Annotated in this window: 13 protein-coding genes; 8 read left to right on the plus strand and 5 right to left on the minus strand. The window is 73.6% G+C overall.

Translation table 11 applies throughout. The annotated features are described in order from the left end of the window. Positions 1 to 132: 132 nt before the first annotated feature. Positions 133 to 1,662 carry an adenylyl-sulfate kinase gene (cysC, locus tag EF879_RS13615; protein WP_123558550.1) on the minus strand — a complete coding sequence of 510 codons (1,530 nt, stop codon included), beginning with the start codon at positions 1,660 to 1,662 and terminating at the stop codon, positions 133 to 135. 260 nt (positions 1,663 to 1,922) lie between these two features. On the opposite strand from cysC, the gene EF879_RS13620 reads away from it, so the two are divergent. The 4 genes from EF879_RS13620 to EF879_RS13635 are packed head-to-tail and all read left to right on the plus strand — an operon-like array spanning position 1,923 to position 5,368. Then, entirely contained in the window at positions 1,923 to 2,888 is a 966-nt protein-coding gene (locus tag EF879_RS13620; protein WP_123558552.1) for an ABC transporter ATP-binding protein, read from the plus strand. Then, a complete protein-coding gene (locus EF879_RS13625) occupies positions 2,885 to 3,745 on the plus strand; it encodes an ABC transporter permease (protein WP_123558554.1) in 861 nt (286 codons plus the stop codon). Before EF879_RS13620 ends, EF879_RS13625 begins: the two co-directional genes overlap by 4 nt. After that, on the plus strand, positions 3,742 to 4,653 hold the full coding sequence (locus EF879_RS13630) for an ABC transporter ATP-binding protein (RefSeq protein ID WP_233604445.1): 912 nt from the start codon (positions 3,742 to 3,744) through the stop codon (positions 4,651 to 4,653). The genes EF879_RS13625 and EF879_RS13630 overlap by 4 nt, the downstream gene beginning before the upstream one ends. Before the next feature lie 4 nt (positions 4,654 to 4,657). Further along, positions 4,658 to 5,368, plus strand: a complete 711-nt coding sequence (locus tag EF879_RS13635; protein ID WP_123558556.1) for an ABC transporter permease subunit — start codon at positions 4,658 to 4,660, stop codon at positions 5,366 to 5,368. Between the two features lie 21 nt (positions 5,369 to 5,389). Here the strand turns inward: EF879_RS13635 and EF879_RS13640 are convergent, their stop codons facing one another. Further along, positions 5,390 to 5,842, minus strand: coding sequence for a GNAT family N-acetyltransferase (locus EF879_RS13640; RefSeq protein WP_123558558.1), 453 nt, complete (start codon positions 5,840 to 5,842; stop codon positions 5,390 to 5,392). A gap of 97 nt (positions 5,843 to 5,939) precedes the next feature. Then, positions 5,940 to 8,726, minus strand: a complete 2,787-nt coding sequence (ppc, locus tag EF879_RS13645; RefSeq protein ID WP_123559177.1) for a phosphoenolpyruvate carboxylase — start codon at positions 8,724 to 8,726, stop codon at positions 5,940 to 5,942. Between the two features lie 454 nt (positions 8,727 to 9,180). Between ppc and mfd the strand changes: the two genes are divergently transcribed. The 3 genes from mfd (at position 9,181) to EF879_RS13660 (ending at position 14,720) form a co-directional block, all read left to right on the plus strand. Beyond that, positions 9,181 to 12,813: a transcription-repair coupling factor gene (mfd, locus tag EF879_RS13650; RefSeq protein WP_123559179.1), complete on the plus strand. Its 3,633-nt coding sequence runs from the start codon at positions 9,181 to 9,183 to the stop codon at positions 12,811 to 12,813. Between the two features lie 111 nt (positions 12,814 to 12,924). Next, positions 12,925 to 13,635: a hypothetical protein gene (locus EF879_RS13655; protein WP_233604446.1), complete on the plus strand. Its 711-nt coding sequence runs from the start codon at positions 12,925 to 12,927 to the stop codon at positions 13,633 to 13,635. Positions 13,636 to 13,694: 59 nt separating this feature from the next. Further along, entirely contained in the window at positions 13,695 to 14,720 is a 1,026-nt protein-coding gene (locus tag EF879_RS13660) for a nucleoside triphosphate pyrophosphohydrolase (RefSeq protein WP_123558562.1), read from the plus strand. 146 nt (positions 14,721 to 14,866) lie between these two features. Here EF879_RS13660 and EF879_RS13665 read toward each other — a convergent pair whose 3' ends face one another. Beyond that, complete coding sequence (locus EF879_RS13665) at positions 14,867 to 16,054, minus strand: glycoside hydrolase family 3 N-terminal domain-containing protein (RefSeq protein WP_233604447.1); 1,188 nt, start codon at positions 16,052 to 16,054, stop codon at positions 14,867 to 14,869. Beyond that, a complete protein-coding gene (locus tag EF879_RS13670; RefSeq protein ID WP_123558564.1) occupies positions 16,036 to 17,043 on the minus strand; it encodes a DMT family transporter in 1,008 nt (335 codons plus the stop codon). The genes EF879_RS13665 and EF879_RS13670 overlap by 19 nt, the downstream gene beginning before the upstream one ends. Positions 17,044 to 17,098: 55 nt before the next feature. Here EF879_RS13670 and EF879_RS13675 point away from each other — a divergent pair, with 55 nt between their 5' ends. Next, positions 17,099 to 18,547 carry a PLP-dependent aminotransferase family protein gene (locus EF879_RS13675; RefSeq protein ID WP_123558566.1) on the plus strand — a complete coding sequence of 483 codons (1,449 nt, stop codon included), beginning with the start codon at positions 17,099 to 17,101 and terminating at the stop codon, positions 18,545 to 18,547. The last annotated feature ends 4 nt before the right edge of the window (positions 18,548 to 18,551 follow it).

The raw sequence follows: 18,551 nt of genomic DNA on the forward strand, positions 1-18,551 counted from the left end.
CCACACCCCTCGCGCACCCGTGAACCTAACAGAACGGAATTCAACAGATGCGAACACTACCGCTCAGGCGAGCGTACGAGAAGAGCCCCGGCCACCGTCGTCGGTGCTCAGGGCGGGTCGGCGGGTGGGGGATCAGACCGGCTGGAGCCGGGGCTCCACCCAACCGTGCTCGGTCAGGTGCGCCAGCACCGTCCGGACGCACTCCTCGACGGTCACGTCGCTGGTGTCCAACACCAGGTCGGCGTCGGTCGGCTCCTCGTACGGGTCGTCAATGCCGGTCATCCCGGTGAGCTGCCCGGCCCGGGCCCGGGCGTACAGGCCCTTGCGGTCCCGCTGCTCGCAGACCGACAGCGGGGTCGCGACGTGGATGAGCACGAACCCGGCCCCCGCCGCCTGGGCCATCTCCCGGGCGGCCGCCCGGGCCCGGGCGTACGGCGCGATCGGGCAGCAGATCGCCAGCCCCCGGTGCCGAGCCACCTCGGCGGCGACCCAGCCGATCCGGCGGACGTTCGTGTCCCGGTCGGCCTTGCTGAAGCCGAGACCCGCGGAGAGCTCCCGGCGGACCACGTCGCCGTCGAGCAGGGTGACCGTCCGGTCGCCGCTCTCCCGCAGCGCGTCCGCGAGCCCTCGGGCGATGGTCGACTTGCCGGAGCCGGAGAGGCCGGTGAAGAAGACCACCAGACCGCGGTGCCGGCGCGGCGGCCGCGCCCGGCTCAGCTCCCTGGCCACCGCCGGCGGGGTGTGCCACTCCGGCAGCGGGAAACCCCGGTCCAGCAGGTCGTCGATCTCCTCCTGGGCCAGCGCCTGCCGCCGGTTCCGGGGCGGGATGTCCTCCTGCCAGCGCCACTGGCCGTCCCGGTTGTCGTACGCCAGCTCGCGCGGGACCAGCATGCGCAGCCCGCCGCCGGTGACCAGCTCGGTGGTGGAGAGGACGTGGGTCACCCCGTAGGCGCGGGCCACCCGGGCCCGCAGCAGCGCGTCCCAGATCTCGTCGCCGCGGCGGGCCATCGGCACCGCCACGATGGTCGCCGGGGGCATCCGGTCCCGGGCCCCGAAGATGCTGCGGACCAGGGCCTCCGGCGGAAGCCCGTCCCGGCTGTTCTCGGCCACCGGGATGAGGATGAGCAGATGCGCCGCGAGGGTCCGGACCGCGTGGGCGATCTGCGCCAGCTGGGGGCGGTGCAGCGGCCGGTCGGCGATCACCCCGAGCACCCGCCCGGGCGGCAGCAGCGCCCTGATCTCGGCCGGCGGGCGGCGTAGCCGCTGGAACGGACCGCGTCCGCCGTCGCCGATCCGGCGCACCGGGCCGCCAACGCCGTACCAGCGCTGCTGGGTGGGCCAGACGTCGGTCGCCTCCAGCAGCGCGGTCGGCGCCCCCTCGGGATCGGTGAGGATCAGCCGGCGCTCCATCGGATTGTTGAGGTCGATCCCGCCGACCACCTCGGCCGGGACCTGGAGGGTCACCGGCACCGGCCAGGGGGTGGCGTCGGCGAGCCGGCCCCGACGCGCCACCGAGGCCAGGTCGGCGCGGCCCATGAAGCCGGAGAGCGGGGCGTACGCCCCAGAGAGGAGTAGCTCCAGGTCGGCCAGCTCATACGGGCGGGGCGTGTACGCCGGAGCGTCACGCAGCAACTCATCGGGCAGCACCCACCCGTTGCTCATCGCACCCCCCAACTACCCTGGCCGGCACACAGTGTCGCAGCCGGCCGTCGATCGGTCGAGACCGCCACTCCCGATTGGACGTCCCTGTGCGGAGGACCGGTTTGATCGGCGACCATGAGAGGTTACCCAACGACCCTGAGCATGGCCGCGGCACTTCACCAGGTCCTGGAAGCCCCGAGGAGGTTCGGGGCGTCGGCTCAGGGGACGGCCAGGGTTCGTCCCGGACGCCCGGCGAGCGTCGGGCCCCTAGGCTGGCGGGTGTGACACTGATCGCGACCCAGTCGCTGACCAAGACCTACGGCAACGGGGTGACCGCGCTGGCCGACCTGACGGTGGGCATCGAGCCGGGCATCGTCGGGCTGGTCGGGGCCAACGGGGCGGGCAAGTCGACGTTCATCAAAATCGTGCTCGGCCTGCTGTCGCCGACCTCCGGTCAGGTTCGGGTGCTCGGCCTCGACCCCACGGTCGACGGCAACCAGATCCGGGCCCGGGTCGGCTACATGCCCGAGCACGACTGCCTGCCGCCGGACCTGTCGGCCGCCGAGTTCGTCACCCACATGGCCCGGATGAGCGGGCTGCCGAAGACCACGGCGCGGGAGCGCGCCTCCGAGGCACTACGGCACGTCGGCCTCTACGAGGAGCGCTACCGGCAGATCGGCGGCTACTCGACGGGGATGAAGCAGCGGGTCAAGCTGGCCCAGGCGCTGGTGCACGACCCGGACCTCCTCCTGCTCGACGAGCCGACCAACGGGCTCGACCCGGCGGGCCGGGACGCCATGCTCAACCTGATCGAACGGATCGGCACCGAGTTCGGCATCTCCGTCCTGGTCTGCTCGCACCTGCTCGGCGAGATCGAGCGGATCTGCACCGCGCTGGTCGCCATCGACGGCGGTCGACTGCTGCGCGCCGCCCAGCTCTCCGACATGACGGCGGCGACCGAGGTGCTCTCCGTGGAGGTGAGCGAGGGGACCGACGAACTCGCCGCTCGGCTGGCCGCGGCCAACCTTCCGGTCCGCCGGGACGGCCGGCTGCTGCTGGTGCCGCTCGCGGACGAGACGACGTACGACCTGATCCTGACCGCGGTCGCCGAGCTGGACCTGCCGCTGCACCGGCTCGACCAGCGGCGGCACCGGGTCGCCGAACTCTTCGCCACCGGCCCGGTGGCCTCCGGCGAGCCGCCGGCCGCGCTGGCCGGGGCCGGCGCCACCGAGGGAGGGATTCGATGAGCCAGCCGACGGGTGTCATTCACGACATCGGCTACCAGCGCTACACCGGGCCGCGGCTCGGCCGCCGGCCCATCGTCGGCGCGCTCTACGTGCACGGCCTACGGGCCGCCTTCGGGCTGGGCCGCAGCGCCAAGGCCAAGGTCTTTCCGTGGCTGATCGTCGGCGTGGTCGCGGTGGTGGCCGCGGTGCTGACCGCCCTTCGGGCCCGCACCGGTCAGGCCCTGGTCGGCTACGCCGAGTTCACCGAGATGCTCAGCATGCTGATCATCTTCTTCTGCGCGGTCGTCGCCCCGGAACTCGTCTCCCGGGACCTGCACAACGGGGTGCTGCCGCTCTACTTCGCCCGGCCGCTGCGGCGTCAGGACTACGCGCTGGCCCGGCTGGCGGCGCTGGTCTCGGCGACGTTCCTGCTGCTCGCCGGCCCGATGACGGTGATGTTCGTCGGCGCCGCGTTCAGCGTCGACCGCCTCGGGGCGGTCTGGGACGAGCTCGGTGACTACCTGGTCGGGCTCGGCTACGCCGCCGTACACGCGGTGGTCTTCGGTGTGCTGGCGTTGCTGGTCGCCTCCCTGCTGCGACGCCGGGCGGTCGCGGCCGGGGCGATCGTGGGCTCCTTCCTGCTCACCACCCCGGTGGTCGGGGTGCTGATGGTGCTGCCGTACGAGCGGGCGACCCAGCTCGCCGGCCTGGCCAGCCCGGTGACCCTGGTCGGCGGGCTCGGCGACTGGGCGTTCGAGCCCGGTGGCGAGGCCGAGATCGGCGGCTACGGCCCGCTCTACGCCCTCACGACGCTCGGTTTCGTCGTCGCCGGGGTCCTGCTGCTGCTCGCCCGCTACCGGAAGGTCGCGTCGAAGTGACGAATGTGGAACTGAGCGGGGTCTCCCGCTGGTACGGCAACGTGGTCGCGGTCAACAACGTGACGATGAGTCTCGGCCCCGGGGTGACCGGGCTGCTCGGCCCGAACGGCGCCGGCAAGACCACCCTGCTGCACATGATGGCCGGGTTCCTCGCACCGTCGCGGGGCACGGTGACGCTGGACGGCGAGCCCACCTGGCGCAACCCCGCGGTCTACCGGAGGCTCGGGCTGGTGACCGAGCGCGAGGCGGCGTACGACTTCCTCACCGCGTACGAGTTCGTGCTCGCCAGCGCCCGGCTGCACCGGCTGCCACAGCCGGAGGCGGCCGCCCGGCGGGTGCTCGACCTGGTCGAGCTGACCAGCGCCGAGGACCGCCGGATCGGCACGTACTCCAAGGGCATGCGGCAGCGGGCGCGGGTCGCCGCCGCGCTGGTCCACGACCCGGAGGTGCTGCTGCTCGACGAGCCGTTCAACGGGATGGACCCGCGGCAGCGGATGCACATGATGGACCTGCTGCACTCGCTCGGTGACGCGGGCCGCACCATTCTGTTCAGCTCGCACATCCTCGAGGAGGTCGAGCAGGTCTCCGGCACGGTGCAGGTGATCGTCTCGGGCCGGCTCGCCGCCTCCGGCGACTTCCGGACGATCCGGCGGCTGATGACGAACCGGCCGCACGTCTTCGCGATCCGCTCCACCGACGACCGGCGGCTCGCGGTGGCGCTGATGGCCGAGCCGTCGGTCAACGGGGTCGAACTCGACCGCGACGGGTTGACGGTCCGGGCCGGCGACTACGGCAGCTTCACCCGGGCGCTGCCCAAGATCGCCCTGGCCTCGGGGATCCGGGTACGCCGACTGCTCCCCTCGGACGAGTCTCTGGAGAGCGTGTTCTCCTATCTGGTGGAGGCCTGAGACGATGACGACAGTTGCCTGGATCACCGCACGCGGGCTCTTCGGCCGGCGGCGCTTCCTGCTGCTCTTCCCGCTGCCGCTGCTGGTGGTCGGGCTGGCGGTACTGGCCCGCTGGGCCGGGGTCGCCGCCAGCGAGTGGGTGCCGCCGGTCATCGTCGGCCTGGGGCTCGCGGTGATGCTTCCGGTGACCGCCCTGATCGTCGGCACCGGGGTGCTCGGTTCGGAGATCGACGACGGGACCCTGCTGCACATCCTGACCAAGCCGCTGCCGCGCTGGCAGATCATCCTGCCGAAGCTGGCGGTGGCGGCCGGGGTCACCGCGCTCACCGTCGCGGTACCGCTCTACGTCTCCGGGGTGCTCGCGCAGGGCGTACGGTTCGGGCTGGCCCTGGCGGTGGCGAGCGCGCTCGGCGCGCTGACGTACGTGGCGATCTTCCTGGTGCTCAGTCTGGTCACCCGGCGGCCGGTGCTGCTCGGCCTGGTGTACGTGCTGATCTGGGAGGGGCTGCTCAGCAGCCTGCTGAGCAGCACCGGGGTCCTCTCGGTCCAGCAGTACGTGCTGACCGTGGCGGACCGGGTCGCCCCGACGTCCCTGCTGACCCCGACGGTGTCACTGCCGGTGGCGCTGGCGCTGAGCGTCGTCCTCACGGTCGGCGGCACCGTCCTGGCGATCGATCGACTTCGCTCGTTCAGCGCGGCCGGCGAGACGAGCTGACCAACGGGGGGCTGCGCGGGTTCAGGGACGCCACTCGAGCCACGTCGGGGTGTCTCTGAACCCGCGTCGCAGATAGAAGGGCACCGCGCGATCGCTGGAGTGAACCGTCACGAACTCCAGCTCCCGGTTCCGGGCCTCTGCCAGTACGGCGTCGAGCAGCGCCTGGCCAACCCCCGCGTCGCGCAGCTCCGGCACGACGTACACCGACTGGACGTCACCGGTGCGGCGGTCCGGCAGCCGAGGGCTCGGCACCCGGTCGGCGAGGACCAGCCAGGCCATCCCCGCCGGCCGGCCGTCCACCTCGACCAGGAACGGCAGGTGGGTGGCGAGATGGTCGAGCGTCCAGGCGGTGAAGAAGTCGACGAAGCTGGCCTGGTCATCACCCTGCCGGCCCCGTTCCGCGCCGAACCGCCAGCGCAGCCGGGCCAGCGTCGGCGCGTCCTCGGCCGTTGCCCGCCGTACCGTCACCTGCATCGTCGCCTCTCCGCGGTGCGCGTTTCGCCGATCGTGGCGGTTGATCCTGGCAGGGTACTCGGCTCGGGCCCGGGCCCGGTGACGCCGATCCGGCGGGTCAGCCGGTGTTGCGCATCCCGGCCGCGATGCCGTTGACGGTGGTGAGCAGGGCGCGTTCCAGGGCGGCGCCGTCGCCGGGGGCGCGGCGGCCACCGGGGGCGGTCGCCACCGCCCGTCCGGCCAGTCCCGAGTCGCGGTACTGCCGCAGCAGCGCGACCTGGAGATGGTGCAGCGGCTCCAGGTAGGTGTCCCGCACCGCCAGGGTGCGCTGGAGCACCGGTGAGTTCTCCAGCAGGGCCGGCGAGTTGGTGATGGCGAGCACCTCGCGCTTGGTCAGCTCGTACTCCGCCTCGATCTTCTCGAAGATCGGGTGCAGCTTCTTCGGGACCAGGGTCTCGACGTACCGCCGGGCGATGGCCAGGTCGGTCTTGGTCAGCATCATCTCGACGTTCGACAGGAACGTCCGGAAGAAGTGCCAGGCGCGCTGCATCTCGGCGAGGATGTCGCCGAGACCGGCCTCACGGGCGGCGGCGAGCCCGGAACCGACGCCGAACCAGCCCGGGACGATCTGTCGGGTCTGCGTCCAGCCGAAGACCCACGGGATGGCGCGCAACCCGGCGAGCCCGGCGTCCGTGTTCGGCCGCTTCGCCGGCCGGGACCCGATGTTGAGGGCGCCGAGGAGTTCGGTCGGGGTGGAGGCCCAGAAGTACGCGGGCAGGTCCGGGTGCTCCACCAGCGACCGGTACGACCGGTACGCCGCGTCGGAGACCACGTCCATCGTCGAGTTCCACCGCTCGAGCGCCTCGGCCGGCTGGCGCGGCTCGGTGTGCAGCAGGGTGCTCTGCAGCACGGCGGCCAGCATCAGCTCGAGGTTCTCCCGGGCCAGCGAGGGGAGGGTGTACTTGTCGGAGATGACCTCACCCTGCTCGGTCACCTTGATCTCGCCGTCGAGGGTGCCGTACGGCTGGGCCAGGATCGCCTCGTGGGTGGGCCCGCCGCCCCGGCCGACCGTGCCGCCACGGCCGTGGAAGAGCCGCAACCGTACGTTGTGTCGGGCGGCCACGTCCCGCAGCGCGCGCTGGGCACGGTGGATGGACCACTGCGAGGTGGTGATCCCCGCCTCCTTGTTGGAGTCGGAGTAGCCGAGCATCACCTCCTGCACGTCTCCGCGGGCCGCCACGATCGCCCGGTACGCGGGTAGGGAGAGCAGCTCGTCGAGCAGGTCGCCCCCGGCCTCCAACTCGGCCAGGGTCTCCAGCAGCGGGACGAACCCGATCCGGGCCCGACCGGTGTGCACGTCGACCAACCCGGCCTCCCGGGCCAGCACCACCGCGGCGAGGACGTCGTCCACCCCGAGTGTCATCGAGATGATGTACGACTCGATCACCTCGACGCCGAAGCGCTCCTGGAGGTCGCGGATGGTGTGGAAGACCTCGAAGGTCTTCCGGGCCGAATCGGTGAGCGGGGTGTCCATGGTGGAGAGCGGTCGCCGACCGGCCAGCTCCTCGGCGAGGAGCTTGGTCCGGTCGGCACGGCTCAGCGCGGCGTAGTCGGGCACCTCGCCGACCGCGGCGTAGAACTGGGCCAGCACCGCGTGGTGCGCCTCGGCGTGCTCCCGGATGTCCATGGTCGCGAGCTGCGGCCCGAACGCGGCGACCGTACGGATCACCGAGGCGAGCCGGCCGACGGCGGTGAGCTGGCCGGAGTTGCGGGCGAGCGAGGCGCGCATCAGCTCCAGGTCGGCCAGCAGGTCGGCGGAGCCCCGGTAGTCCCGTCCCGGCACGTGCGGGGTGCCCTGCTGGAGTCGGCGCCGGGTGTTGGCCAGCTTCGCCTTGATGCACCGAGCCTTGAGCCGGTACGGCTCCTCCGCGTTGACCCGGCGGAACCGGGGCGCCACCTCGGGCAACGCGTCCAGGTCCTTGGCGAGGCTGGCGGAGAGGTCGAGCGAGACGCCGCGCAGCCGCCGGGAGACGGAGATCTCGTTGATCAACGCCTCCATCGCCGCCTCGGTCGCCTGGATGCCGTGCTCGAACTGGATGAGCAGGACGTCCCGGGTGACCTGGGGGGTCACGAACGGGTTGCCGTCCCGGTCTCCGCCGATCCAGGTGCCGAAGGTCAGCGGCCGGGCGGTCGGGGCGGTTTCCACGCCCAGGCTGCGCAGGGTGTCGGTGAGGTCGTCGAGGACCTGCGGCGCCGCCACGGCGTAGAGGTCGCGCAGGTAGTAGATGGCGTTGCGGGCCTCGTCGGTCGGGTCGGGCCGGTCCAGCCGCAGCTCGTCGGTCTGCCAGAGCAGGTCGAGCAGTTCGGCGAGGCGCCGGTTCGTCGGGCCCTCGTCGGTGGCCCCGTACAGGATGGCGGCCGACGCCTCCGCGTCGAGCTCGTCGGCGACGGCCCGCAGCTTGGAGAGGATGGAGCGCCGGGCCGCCTCGGTCGGGTGGGCGGTGAAGACCGGCCGGACGGCGAGCCGGCGGGCTGCGGAGGCGATCTCCTCCGGCGGCACGCCGCGCTCCCGGATCAGCCGGGCGGCCTGGTCCAGCCAGCCGCCGTGCGCGGCCCGCTGCCGGCGCAGTTCCCGGGCGCGGTGTACCTGCTCGGTGATGTTGGCCAGGTGGAAGTAGGTGGAGAAGGCCCGGGCGAGCTTGGTGCCGGTGGTGACGTCCATCGCCGCGAGCCGCTGTGCGGCGGCCTCGGCGTCGTGCCGGACCAGGGCGCGGATCTCCTCGACGAGGTCGAGCAGTGGGGGGCCTTCCTGGCGGGCCAGGGTCTGGCCGAGGAGACGGCCGAGGCGGCGGATGTCGGCTCGGAGGGCGGCATCGGGGCCGTCATGATCATGTTGGTCGGTCACCGTGCGCTCCTTCGTCTCAGTACGGAGGACGGCGCTGTCCGACACCGTGGATCGTATCCGTGCCGGCTGGTCGACGCGAACGAGTCCATGCCGTGACGGTCGCCGCTGCCGGCGGGCACCCGCTGCCGGGCGGCCCGCCCGTGGCGGCCCGGAGCCTTAGACGCGGATTATACGTACCTTTTGTCATGACTGGTTGGCTCCTGCTCGCCGCCGGTTCGGCTCTGACCTTCGCCCGCCCGGCGCCCGGGCCACCGGTGCGGTGGCCCGGGGCGGATCACCGGGCGACGGAGGGGCTGCGGCCGGTGGCCCGGGAATCGTCCGGCTCAGGGGATAGGCTTGGCCCGGGTGTCAGGGGGATTCCACCCGAGCGGGCGGGCGGTGACCCAGCGGCCCCGCAACCCCCGTCCGAGGCGGACGCGGGGCTCCTTTCGCGTGCCCTGAAGGTGTGATCGGCGTGCTGACCGGGTTGTTGACTGCGGCGCTTCGGGATCGGGCGTTGGCACGGGCGCGGGACCTGGCTCGGGCGGCCGGGGCGGAGGCGGACGGTCTCGATGTGACCGCGCCACCGGCGCTGCGGCCGTTCGTGGTCGCCGCCGTGGCCGCCGGCGAGGAGGCCGGCGGAGCGGGCCGACCCGTGCTCGCGGTGACCGCGACCACCCGGGAGGCCGACGACCTCGCCGCCGCGCTGCGCGACCTGCTGCCGCCGGAGCAGGTCGTGGTCTTCCCGGCCTGGGAGACGCTGCCGCACGAGCGGCTCTCGCCCCGCTCCGACACCGTCGGACGGCGGCTCGGCGTGCTGCGCCGGCTGGCACACCCAGACCTCGACGAGCACGCCGGTCCGGTCCAGGTCGTCGTCGCCCCGGTCCGCTCGGTGCTGCAGCCGCAGCTCAAGGGGCTGGGAGACCTGGAGCCGGTCCGGCTCGTCGTCGGCGCCGAGGCGGGGCTGGAGGAGACCGCCCGCCGGCTGACGGATCTGGCGTACGCGCGGGTCGACCTGGTGACCAAGCGTGGCGAGTACGCCGTCCGGGGCGGCATCCTCGACGTCTTCCCGCCGACCGACGAGCACCCCTCCCGGATCGAGTTCTGGGGCGACGAGGTGGAGGAGATCCGTACCTTCGCCGTCGCCGACCAGCGCACCATCGAGGTCGTGCCGGCACTCTGGGCACCCCCCTGTCGGGAACTGCTGCTCACGCCGGCCGTTCGTGCCAGGGCCGCCGAACTGGCCCGGCAGCACCCCGAGCTGGCCGAGATCCTGGACCGGCTCGCCGAGGGGATCCCGGTCGAGGGGATGGAGTCGCTGGCGCCGGCCCTGATCGGGGCCGAGGCGTTGGAACTGCTCCTGCACTGCATGCCGGCCGGCACCCACGTGCTGCTCTGCGACCCGGAGCGGATCCGGACCCGGGCGCACGATCTGGTCCGTACCTCGGCGGAGTTCCTGGAGGCGAGTTGGGCCGCGGCCGCCGTCGGCGGCCAGGCCCCGATCGACCTCGGCGCCGCCGCCTTCAAGACCCTGGCGGAGGTACGCGCCACCGCCGCCGCCCTCGGACAGCCCTGGTGGTCGGTGTCGCCGTTCGGTCTCGCGGAGGCGACGCCCGGGCCGGCCGCCACGGTCGAGCCGTGGGCGGTCGAGCCGGAACCGGAGGTGACGGTCACCCCGGACGCGGGGGAGTCCCTGACCCTGGCCGCCCAGCCGACCCCGCGGTACCACGGCGAGACCGCCCGGCTGGTTGACGACCTGAAGCGTTGGGCCGGCGACGGCTGGGCGGTGACCCTGGTCTTCGAGGGGAACGGCCCGGCGCAGCGAGCCGTCGAGGTGCTCCGCGACGCCGGGCTCGGCGCCGTCACCGCCGACGGGGTCACCGCCCCGCCGGCCGACGGCGAGCTGGTCGTCACCTGTGGCGCGCTCACCCACGGTTTCCTCGACCCGGTGGCCCGGTTCGTCGTCCTCACCGGCACCGACATCACCGGCGGGCGCGGCGCCACCACCCGGGACATGCGCCGGATGCCGAGCCGACGCCGCAACACCATCGATCCGCTGGAGCTGCGGGCCGGCGACTACGTGGTGCACGAGCAACACGGCATCGGCCGGTACGTCGAGCTGGTGCAGCGCGCGGTGAACGGTGCCGCGCGCGAGTACCTGGTCATCGAGTACGCCCCGAGCAAGCGCGGCCAGCCCGGCGACCGGCTCTTCGTCCCCACCGACCAGCTCGACCAGCTCTCCCGCTACGTCGGGGGCGAGACCCCGACGCTGCACCGGATGGGCGGCTCTGACTGGCAGAAGGCGAAGGCCCGGGCCCGCAAGGCGGTGCGGGAGATCGCCGCCCAGCTCATCCAGCTCTACGCCGCCCGCAAGGCCTCCAAGGGGCACGCGTTCGGCCCGGACACCCCGTGGCAGCGGGAGCTGGAGGACGCCTTCCCGTACACCGAGACGCCGGACCAGCTCACGGCGATCGAGGAGGTCAAGCGGGACATGGAGCAGCCGATCCCGATGGACCGGCTGATCTGCGGCGACGTCGGGTACGGCAAGACCGAGATCGCGGTGCGGGCCGCGTTCAAGGCGGTGCAGGACGGCAAGCAGGTGGCGGTGCTGGTGCCGACGACCCTGCTCGCCCAGCAGCACTACAACACGTTCACCGAACGGATGGCGCAGTTCCCGGTGACGATCAGGCAGCTCTCCCGGTTCCAGACGCCGAGGGAGGCCGAGCAGACGCTGGCGATGGTCGCCGACGGCACCGCCGACATCGTGATCGGCACCCACCGCCTGCTCCAGGCGTCGACCCGGTTCAAGGCGCTCGGGCTGGTCATCGTCGACGAGGAACAGCGCTTCGGGGTGGAGCACAAGGAGTACCTCAAGCAGCTCCGGACCTCGGTGGACGTTCTGACCATGTCGGCGACCCCGATCCCGCGGACCCTGGAGATGGCGATCACCGGCATCCGGGAGATGTCGACGATCGCCACCCCGCCGGAGGAGCGGCACCCGGTGCTGACCTTCGTCGGGGCGTACGACGACAAGCAGGTCGCCGCCGCGATCCACCGCGAGCTGCTCCGGGACGGCCAGGTCTTCTACCTGCACAACCGGGTCGAGTCGATCGACCGGGCGGCCCGGCGGATCCGCGAGCTGGTCCCGGAGGCCCGGGTCGCGGTCGCGCACGGCCAGATGGGCGAGGACGCCCTGGAGAAGGTCATGGTCGGCTTCTGGGAGAAGGAGTACGACGTCCTGGTCTGCACCACGATCGTCGAGTCCGGCATCGACATCCCGAACGCCAACACCCTGATCGTGGAGCGGGCCGACCTGCTCGGCCTCGCCCAGTTGCACCAGATCCGGGGCCGGGTGGGCCGGGGCCGGGAGCGGGCGTACGCGTACTTCCTCTACCCGCCGGACAAGCCGCTGACCGAGCAGGCCCACGAGCGGCTGGCCACCATCGCCCAGCACACCGAGCTGGGCGCCGGGATGTACGTGGCGATGAAGGACCTGGAGATCCGGGGTGCCGGCAACCTGCTCGGCGGCGAGCAGTCCGGGCACATCGAGGGGGTCGGCTTCGACCTCTACGTCCGGATGGTCGGTGAGGCGGTGCAGGCGTTCAAGGGCGAACGGCCGGAGGAGGAGGCCGAGGTCAAGATCGACCTTCCGGTCGACGCGCATCTGCCGCACGACTACATCGGGGTGGAACGGCTGCGCCTGGAGATGTACCGCAAGCTCGCCGAGGCCCGGGACGAGGCGCGGCTCGCCGAGGTGGTCGCCGAGATGACCGACCGGTACGGCGAGCCGCCGGCGCAGGTCGCCAACCTGGTCGCGGTGGCCCGGTTCCGGATGCTCGCCCGGGCGTACGGCCTGACCGACGTCTCGATGCAGGGCCGGCACGTCCGGTTCTCGCCGCTGTCGCTGCCGGACTCGAAGCAGCTGAGGCTGAAGCGGTACCACCCGGACGCGGTGTACAAGGCCGCGACGGACCAGGTCAGCGTGCCCCGGCCGACGACCCGGCGGATCGGCGGCGAGCCACTGCGGGACCAGGCGCTGCTGGACTGGTGCGCCCAACTGCTCACCACGGTGCTGGGGGAGGTCGGGGCCGCCGTTCCGGCCCGGTGAGTCCTCCGGCGGTGCCGGCCGGCCGCCGCCGGACCGGAGTGGCCGGCGGCCGGGCCCGCGGGGGGGTGGCCCGGCTGCGGCGGTCTGGCGCCGCGTGAGAGAGTGTCGAGCATGCAGCGTGTCCGTCGTCTGGCTTCGATCGCGGTCATTGCCGTGCTCGGCACCACCGCTCTCTCCGCCTGTCGCTCCGACTCCAGCGTCGCCGCGTACCTCGGTGACCGAAAGATCACCGAGGCCGAGGTGACCTCGGTGCTCGAGGATGCCACGAGCAGGGTGCCGTCCCCGAGCGGCGAGGCGGCGGCCGGGGGCGCCGTGGTGAGGGTGCCGAGCCGTTCGGAGGTGGTCCGGGTCCTGGTCCTCGGCGACGTCTGCCGCCGGCTCACCGCGGAACGCGGTCTCCAGCCGTCCGAGCGGGCCAACCCCGACCAGGTCGCCGCGCAGTTCGCCCTGCCGGCGGGCTCGCGGTACGTCCAGCAGCTCGCCGAGCTCTACACCTGCCTGACCGCGATCCCCGCCGACCAGCAGGTGACGCCGACCGACGCGGACCTGACCGACCTGGTCGCCCGGGGTCGGCGGGCCGGTGTGGTCTCCCCCGACGAGCGGGACGCGGACGCCAGGAACCGGCTCTCGCAGGGCCCGCAGCTCGGCACCGCGCTGTCGCAGCGCAAGGTGCTGAGCGAGGCGCTCGACCGGGACGAGATCATCGTCAGTCCCCGGTACCGGCCGCTGGAGTTTCCGCTGCTCTCCTTCTCGGACGGCTCGCCCGCGGTCTCGGTGCTGATCGGCCAGGCGGGTCCGGACATGCTGGTCGAGGCCCGCTGAGCGGCGCCGACCCCCGCCACGCGACGTCACGGCAGTGCACGGAAGATGACCGCGCCCCGATGACCGCCCGGATCGTTCTGCTGGTCACCTCGCCCCGGCTTCCGGCCGGGCTGCTGACCGCCGCCGCCTGGGACGCCGTACGCGCCCACCCGGTCCTGGCCGGCGCCGAGAGCGAGCTGAGCGCGGCCCTGCGTGCCGCGGGCGCCGAGGTCACCGTCACCGACGAGCCGGTGTCGGCGCTGCTGGCCGCGGCGGCGACCCACGGCACGGTGGTCTGGCTCGCCGGCCCGACCGGCGACGAGGACCTGGCTCGGGAGTTGGGGTTGCGGCTGGCGCGCGAGCCGGGCCTCGCCGAGCTGGAGCTGATGTACGGCTCCTGGGACCCACCCGGGGCGCGGCTGCTCGACGCGGTCGCCGTGCTGGACCGGCTGCTCTCGCCCGGGGGTGACCCCTGGAAGCGCGCCCAGACCCACACCACCCTGGCGCCGTTCCTGCTCGAGGAGTGCTACGAGGCGTACGACGCGATCGCCGCCGGAGACCTCGTCGCGCTCCGGGAGGAGCTTGGCGACGTGCTGCTCCAGGTGGTGCTGCACGCCCGGCTGGCCGAGGAGCTTCCCGAGGGCCAGCGGTGGACCATCGACGACGTGGCCGGCGGGCTGGTGGCGAAGATGATCCGCCGTAATCCGCACGTCTTCGCCGGGGAGACGGTCGGCAGCCTCGAGGAGATCACCGAGAACTGGGAGCAGATCAAGCGGGCGGAGAAGCCCCGGGCCTCGGTGCTCGACGGGGTGGCACTCTCCCAGCCGGCGCTGGCGCTGGCGGCGAAGGTGCTGCACCGGGTCGAGCGGGCCGGACTCGACGTACCGCTGCCGACGGCGGATTCCGATCCCGTGCTGCGGCTCGGTACCAGCCTGCTGGAGACGGTGGCCCGGGCCCGGGAGGCCGGCCTGGACGCCGAGGCGGCGCTGCGCCAGGCGACCCTGGAGTACGCGGCGACGGTCCGCGCGGTGGAGCGGGAGCGGGTCGGTGGCGAGCCCGGACCGGCGGGGGAGTCGGCCGGCGGCGAGCCCGGGCCAGCGCGCTAGCCGCGGGCGGTGTCCGGGCGTGCCCGGGCCGGCCGATGTGCCGCCCGGGCGCGGAGGCGAGCCGCGCGACTGCGGCCGGGGCGCCGGGCGGGGCGCGCATGACGAGGGCGGATAGCGACGGCGGGCGGGCCGTGACCGCGGGTGGGTCAGCCCCGGGGTCGGAGCGCGTCGACCCGGGCCACCGACTCGTCGATCCGGTCCTCGGTGAGCCGGCCCGACCGCACCAGCCTGACGACGGTGCCGACGACCTCGGTGACGATGGCGGGGTCGTACACCTGCTGATTGCCGAAGACGAGCAGGTCGACGCCGGCGTCCAGCGCCAGCGCGACGGCCTCGTCCCGACCGAACCGGCTGGTGATCGCGACGGCCTGCATGTCGTCGCTGACCACCGGGCCGCGCCAGCCGAGCCGTCCCCGCAGCAGGTCCGTCACGACCGCCCGGGACAGCGAGGCCGGGCGGTCCGGATCGAGCTGCCGGTTGAGTACGTGGCCGACCAGGACCGAGTCGGCGGCACCGGCACTGATCAACCGTTGGAACGGTTCGAGCTCGACCGGCCGCCAGGAGGTGCTGACGTCGGCGACCGCGAAGTCGGTGTTGGCGGTGGCGCTGCCCAGGCCCGGAAAGTGCTTGATGGACGTCTTGACTCCGGCCTCCCGGTGGACCTGGATCTCCTCGGTCGCGTTCGTCACCACGACGTTCGGGTCCGCCGAGAAGCTGCGGTCGAGCCTGCCGACCGCGGGGTTGTCCGGGTTGACGTTCAGGTCGACGACCGGGGCGTAGTTGAGGGTGATGCCCACCGAGGTGAGGCTGTGAACCAGTTCCCGCGCCCAGGCGCGGGTCGTCGCGGCGGAGTTCGCGGCACCGATCTCGGCCTGCGACTTCGTGGCGGGAAAGCCGTTGCCGGGATTGAACCGGGCGACCTTCCCACCCTCCTGGTCGATCGAGACGATGAGCCGGGGCGCCGCCCGGCGCAGGCTACGTACCAGGGCGGTGACCTGCTGCGGTGAGCGGATGTTGCGGACCGCGTCCGTCCGCAGGTCACGGTCGAAGAGGATCACCCCGCCGAGGCCGTCCCGGATCGCGGCCCTGACCCACTCGGCCTGGTCGAGCTGTTCGCCCCGGAACCCGACGACGAGCAGGCTGGCGATCTTGCGGCGCAGCGTGGCCTCGTCCCGGCGCGCCGGAACGGTGGAGCGGGCTGTCGGGGGCCGCGGTGTCACCGCCACCTGGGGCGGGACCGGGCGATTCGCCTCGCAGCCGGCAACACCGGCCGCCAGGGCGGCCGAGCCGAGGCCGGTGAGCAGCAGCCGGCGGGTCAGGCGGGCTCTCTCCACCTGACCAAGGCTACGGCCGGTGCCTCGGGCCGGGCGCCGCTTTCACGGTCCTCCAGCCCTCCGGCGGCGGTCGCCCCGGATTCCTCGCTCGCGGCCCGGTCGCCGCGCCCCGCCCACAGCCCGAGGGCGATCCCGAGCGCGGCGATCAGCACGCCGGCGGCCTGCCCGACGGCCGGCAGCCGACCAGCCTGGACGGCGGAGGTGAGCAGGGTGGAGATCGGCATAACCCCGACGAGCGGCGCGGTCCGCTCGACCCCGAGCCGCCGTAGCCCGGTGAACCAGCACAGGAACGCGACCACGGTCATGAACGCGGCCAGGTAGCCGAGGGTGGCGACCTCGGTCGCGGTGGGCGGGCGCAACCGGCCGAACTCTCCGGCCGGCAGCGCCGCCAGCAGGAGCAGCGGTACGGCCAGCGCGCAGCTGTACGCCGAGACCAGCACCGGCCCAAGCCGGGGCAGGACGGCGGCGGCGAGCAGGGAGAACGCGACCTCGCCGCCGAACGCGCCGAGGGCGGCGAGGACACCGATCGCGTCGGCCCGGCCGCTGCCCTGGACGAGCGCGGTCCCGGCGACGACGATCGCGGCGGCGGCCAGCAGCCGGGCGGCGGGCCGGCGGCGGCGGAGGAGCGGGCCGAGCAGGGCGAGCCCGAGCGGGGCCGCCCCGATGAACGTGCCGACCATGGCCGCGTCGGCGTGCGGCAGCGCGAGCAGGATGCAGGCGTTGAAGCCGGCCATCCCGGTGGCGGCGAGCGCGGTGAGGACGGCCAGGTCCCGCCGGGTGGGCCGGCTTGGCAGGGGTCCGCCGCCGACCAGCAGCCGGGGAAACCGCCACGCGAGGGCGAAGAGCACGGCGGCGGCGAGCGCGTACCGGGCCGCCTGGCCGGTGAGGTGCGGAAAGTCGAGGATCAACTGGCTGATCGAGACGGAGCTGCCGACGATCACCATTCCGCCGACGCAGAGCAGGACGGCGACGAGGTTCGAGATCTGCACCCGGCCGACGCTAGGGTCCGGGTGGTCTGCTTCGCAGGTCCACTGGCGCGGCGTTATGGAGGACCAATTGACGGTGCTGGAGGCGTTGGTCGAGTTCGACCGTACCGGCCCCGGACTGGCGAGCCGGCTCACCGTCGCGCTGCGCGAGGCGATCGTCGTCGGCCGGCTCCGCCCCGGCAGCCGCCTGCCGTCGAGCCGGGACCTCGCGGCCGACCTGCGGGTGTCCCGGGGCGTGGTGGTCGAGGCGTACGAACAACTGGTCGCCGAGGGCTGGCTGCTGTCCCGGCGGGGGGCCGGCACCGTGGTGGCGCCGGTGCGGCCGGGGCCGGTCCCGCTGCGGGCCGGCTCCACCGGGGTACGGGACGGTGCGGCCGCGGAGCGGTCCGGCCCGGCGGCCGGTATCACGGCCCCGGCCGCACCGGTCAACCGGATCCGGCCGCTCCGCCCGGGCGTACCCGATCTGGGGCTGTTTCCCCGGCAGGCGTGGCGGCGGGCGTACGAGCGGGCGCTCGACCGAGCCGTCGCCGCCGACCTCGACTACGGCGACCCGGCCGGCGCGCCCCGGCTCCGGGCGGAACTCGCCGCCTACCTCGGCCGGGTCCGGGCGGCCCGGGTCGACCCGGACGACCTGCTCGTCACCACCGGCGCGGGCCAGGCGTTCGGCCTGGTCGCCGGGGCGCTGCGCGCCGCCGGTGTCGACACGGTCGGGATGGAGGACCCGGGCAGCGCGGCCATCCGCGACCACCTCGTCGCGCACGGCCTACGGACGGTGCCGGTGCCGGTCGACGCCGGTGGCCTGGACGTCGCCGCGCTGGCCCGGGCCGGGGTACGGGCGGTCATGGTCACCCCGGCGCACCAGTTCCCGACCGGCGTGGTGCTCGGTCCCGAACGGCGGGCGGCGCTGCTCGACTGGGCCCGCCAGGTCGACGGGCTGATCGTCGAGGACGACTACGACGCCGAGTTCCGGTACGACCGTGATCCCGTCGGCTGCCTGCAGGGACTCGCTCCCGACCGGGTGGCGCACATCGGCTCGGCCAGCAAGGCGCTCGCCCCGGCGCTGCGGCTCGGCTGGCTGGCCGTGCCGCCGGCCTGGCGGGCGGCGGTACGGGCCCGCAAGCACGCGGCCGACGTCTGCGGACCGGTGCTGGAGCAGCTCGCCTTCGCCGAGTTCCTCGCGGGCGGCGGGTACGACCGGCACCTACGGCGGCTGCGCCGGATCCACCGCATCCGGCGGGACGCGGTCGTGGCGGCGGTCCGTCGGCACCTGCCGGCCGCCCGGATCTCCGGCGTCGCGGCCGGGCTGCACCTGGTGGTGGAGCTGCCGGCGGGGATCGACGACGTGGCCCTGGCCCGGGCCGCCCGACGGTCGGGGTTGGGCCCGCTGGCGCTCTCCCGGCTCCGGCTCCGGTCGGGTGGTCCGCCCGGGCTGGTCCTCGGCTACGCGACGCACCCGCCGGACGTCCTGGCCGAGGCGGTGGCGCGGCTGGCGGCACTGATCGTCTAGGTTG

Source organism: Micromonospora sp. HM5-17 (assembly GCF_003762835.1).
Taxonomy (GTDB): Bacteria; Actinomycetota; Actinomycetes; order Mycobacteriales; family Micromonosporaceae; genus Plantactinospora.

Bases quoted from the DNA above. Each gene is read 5' to 3' on its own strand.
- cysC (WP_123558550.1), bottom strand. From the start codon at position 1,662: ATGAGCAACGGGTGGGTGCTGCCCGATGAGTTGCTGCGTGACGCTCCG.
- EF879_RS13625 (WP_123558554.1), top strand. From the start codon at position 2,885: ATGAGCCAGCCGACGGGTGTCATTCACGACATCGGCTACCAGCGCTAC.
- EF879_RS13635 (WP_123558556.1), top strand. From the start codon at position 4,658: ATGACGACAGTTGCCTGGATCACCGCACGCGGGCTCTTCGGCCGGCGG.
- EF879_RS13640 (WP_123558558.1), bottom strand. From the start codon at position 5,842: ATGCAGGTGACGGTACGGCGGGCAACGGCCGAGGACGCGCCGACGCTG.
- EF879_RS13655 (WP_233604446.1), top strand. From the start codon at position 12,925: ATGCAGCGTGTCCGTCGTCTGGCTTCGATCGCGGTCATTGCCGTGCTC.
- EF879_RS13660 (WP_123558562.1), top strand. From the start codon at position 13,695: ATGACCGCCCGGATCGTTCTGCTGGTCACCTCGCCCCGGCTTCCGGCC.
- EF879_RS13675 (WP_123558566.1), top strand. From the start codon at position 17,099: ATGGAGGACCAATTGACGGTGCTGGAGGCGTTGGTCGAGTTCGACCGT.